This window comes from Moorena sp. SIO2C4, from assembly GCF_010672485.1.
GTDB classification, from domain to species: Bacteria; Cyanobacteriota; Cyanobacteriia; order Cyanobacteriales; family Coleofasciculaceae; genus Moorena; species Moorena producens.
This window is the reverse complement of the sequence record NZ_JAAHGN010000779.1, coordinates 1-3,668: the sequence shown is the minus strand read 5'-3', so window position 1 is coordinate 3,668 and position 3,668 is coordinate 1. Positions and strand designations below refer to the sequence as shown.

Sequence of the window (3,668 nt, the reverse complement as noted above, 5' to 3'; positions counted from 1 at the left end):
AGTTACCGTAAGACAGGCTCGCCTTAATCAATGGAGGCGCGCTTTCCGCTTGAAGAATTAAATTACGGGGTCGCGCCTCAAGTTTTAACCCTTTTTTGCATAACCTACCAACCATAAAGGCTCAACGTAATCAGGTTTCGTCTCCGGGGGGAACCCCCAAGACCGCACTGGCTCCCCAAGACCGCGCTGCATCGCTTAAAAAAGGATTCATGAAACGGCAAAAAATACGTCAAAACCTGAATATTTAAAAAAAAGTAACCGTTATTACAGGGCTATTTCATTATGGTCTGAGATGGGCTGCTGCTATTATAGATGCACTTTCAAATTGAACCTGGGGTTAAAACAATGGGAATAGCTAGGGTTAAAGGTAGTAAACTTGTTTGGGTCGCAGAATTAACTGATAGAGGGTTTTACGTTCGGGATGCTCTAACTACCTGCTGGTAGTGCATAGGTTCATACTCTAGAAAAAAAAGACTCTCCTACTACAATCAAAGATTTAAGTTCCCATGTAATTTGAAAAATCACTCGTTACCAACAGAGGGGTTCAGCCACTAAACTATTAAATTTAAATGGGCGACAGCTTAGTGGGGGAGGGTTGAATTAAATTATATACGTAACTGGTGAACGATAACACTCAACAGTCCATAGCTGATAGTATCATCAGTATTCACCTTTACCTGTTAGTTTAATAGAGTTGGTTTAATAGAATGTGGTTAACCACCATCACTGCTACGCTAGGAAGTTTCCAAGCAGTTCCAGATCGTCAAAGCGTGTGTATCATTACTTTCAATCTCAGCTTAAAGAACCCTAATGCAGACTAAAGCTTATAGTGACCTTTTCCCACTATTTAATACAGCTAGCCCAAAAACCTTAGAATGGTTTGAATCCATTGCGGTGGAGCATGAGTACCCAACCGACCGAGCTATCATCATGGAAGATGCTTGGGGTAATGCTGTTTACTTTATTGTCTCCGGCTGGGTTAAAGTGCGACACTTACGCGGTGAAAACGATGTCACACTGGCAATTTTGGGTCGGGGTGACTTTTTTGGTGAAATGGCAATTCTTGATGAATCTCCCCGCTCCACCGATATCGTTGCCATGTCGAACGTGCGACTACTGACCATTTCTGCGCAACGCTTTATTCAAACTCTGTTTAAAGATCCCCAGTTGCACCATCGCATGTTACAACTGATGGTGCGGCGGTTACGTCAGAGCAATGTCCGGTTACAAAATCGGTATCAGCCTCCAGCGGTTAATTTAGTCAATACTCTAGTTGGTTTGGCAGAAAATTACGGTGAAATCACTGAAAAAGGCACAGAAATCTATAACATTTGCTATCAAGACTTAGCTGACATCACAGATATCAGTGTAGAGGATACTACCAAAATTATGAAAAAGCTGGAGAGTAAGGGCTGGATTAAGGCTGACCCGGAGCAGCAGACTATGCGCTTGATGAATATCAAGCAGCTAACTCAGCTTGTCAGACGAGGTAGCTCATGAGGCAAGATTAGCTCTAGGTACTACCTGCGCCACAAGGGAGGCGTGGGCTGTGGGACTAAAGTTCGTAAAACCCACATTCCTCACTACTCAATACTCACTACATTGTGTAGTGCTAAAAAATGACGAATTTTGAGGATTTTGCGATGGGGCTGACGCCACCCCCCGAACGGCTAATCGCCATTACCCTGACTCACTAAATCCTCTTCCTACACCCCATACCGGCTTGACCCACACTGGTTCACCCTACAGGCTTGTCACCCTACACTCGACACCCTGTCTACTTTTCAAGTGGGTTGTTAGCCTCTTAGGTTTAGGAGATTTGGCTGAATTTACCAACATCGGGCTTGATAGATTACTTATCATAAGCTAATATTTCTTCATAAAGTTAAATAAAACTTAAATTAATTAACCTGCCTACACCTGTAGGGTGCTGACTTACTCCCGGGGAATGTAGATAGATTAGGTCTAGCTTCTTCCCAAAAGCTAAAAACTTTCTGTAAGATAGCAGAATCGGTTTTTATTTGTGATCAGAGCACCGTCTTAAGTTTTACTAGCTCTCAATCAAGCCAATTTAGAAGATTTTTGGAGGACTATAGATATGCGGATAGCTCAAGTTTCCCCCTTATGGGAGAGAGTTCCCCCACCAGGCTATGGTGGGATCGAACTAGTTGTGAGCCAACTCACTGATGAATTAGTTCGTCGCGGTCACGATGTCACCCTATTTGCGTCTGGAGATTCCATCACTAAGGCTAAACTAAAGTCTGTGGCTCCTCAGGCTTTGCGCCTTGACCCCTCCGTAGAGGCACCAATAGTTTACGAACTACTGCAACTGGCTCAGATTGGCGAGGTGGCTGATGAGTTTGACCTAATTCACTTTCACACAGGGATGATTACCTTTCCGGTGATTGACATGTACAAGACCCCTGTGGTTCATACCATGCATGGTCGCTTCGGCCATGATATTAGCAAGGCTTATGCGCGATACAGCCACATACCCCATATTAGCATCAGTAATCATCAGCGGTCATCCGGACCAGAGATGAATTACGTTGCCACCGTTTACAATGGTGTTAAAATAGAGGATTATCCGTTCAATCCAAAACCAGCCGATGACCCCCCCTACTTAGGGTTTTTGGGTCGTTTGTCAAAGGAGAAAGGACCTCATCATGCGATCAGAATTGCCCGTGAAACTGGCTGGAACTTGAAAATGGCGGGCAAGGTTGATGTAGTTGACCGGGAATTCTTCGAACAAGAAATTGCTCCGGAAATCGACGGTAAACAAATTCAATACTTGGGTGAAGTCAGCCACGAAGAGAAGGTGGAATTATTATCCAAAGCCAGCCTGACCGTCTTTCCGATTACCTGGCCCGAACCTTTTGGTTTGGTGATGATTGAGTCAATGTGTGTTGGGACTCCAGTGATTGCCACGAACTTTGGCTCTGTACCGGAAGTGGTGGCCGACAAGAGAACTGGCATAATCTGTGCCAATGTTGAGGATATAAACGCTGCCATTCCAGAGGCTCTTAAACTGTCTCGGGAAGAGTGCCGTAAGTATGTGGAAGAGACTTTCAGCGTTCCCAAGATGGTTGATGGCTATGAAGCGGCTTTTCAGAAAGTGATCGAACAGCATATGTCAGCTAATGGCACAACCTCAGCCCCTGTCAGTGCAGTCTAATCGTTTTGATATTGCTTAACGCTTTGTCCAGATAATTATAGGAAATCGGGAGGCAAAACTCCCCACATTCATGGGGAAAATGTAGCCCACCACTGCACTTTTCAGTGCGGTTAATCTGTTAGTATCAAAAAGTGAAACCCAGTAGGAAAAACCATCTACGTTTTGAAATAATCTAGTTCAATCTAGTTAAGGAAAAATCCCTGCAAAGCAGGTCACTACTAGATCCACTAGTCTACCTATAGGTGGGAAGCAATGGTGGTAATTCACTCTAAACATAAAAATTAAATAGAAAAGTCCTGAGTTGCCAAGTTCATTGATTTCTGAATAAGAAATGACAGGAACTGATTTATATTAAGCAGCACTCGCTACTCAGTACTCAGGACAAAACCCACAAAAATATGGCTGGGTGAATTAGACTTCACCCAGCCAATTTAGTTCCAAATAGTTAGTTAATGCATACCCTAACAAGGAATTAAACGATTTCCTGCTAATA

At 43.7% G+C, this 3,668-nt stretch carries 2 protein-coding genes; both read left to right on the top strand.

Annotated elements, in window-relative coordinates; translation table 11 throughout:
* The first annotated feature begins 810 nt into the window (after positions 1–810).
* Positions 811–1,500, top strand: coding sequence for a Crp/Fnr family transcriptional regulator (locus F6K20_RS28900; protein ID WP_008185625.1), 690 nt, complete (start codon positions 811–813; stop codon positions 1,498–1,500).
* Between the two features lie 598 nt (positions 1,501–2,098).
* Positions 2,099–3,175: a glycosyltransferase family 4 protein gene (locus F6K20_RS28895; protein ID WP_008185623.1), complete on the top strand. Its 1,077-nt coding sequence runs from the start codon at positions 2,099–2,101 to the stop codon at positions 3,173–3,175.
* The last annotated feature ends 493 nt before the right edge of the window (positions 3,176–3,668 follow it).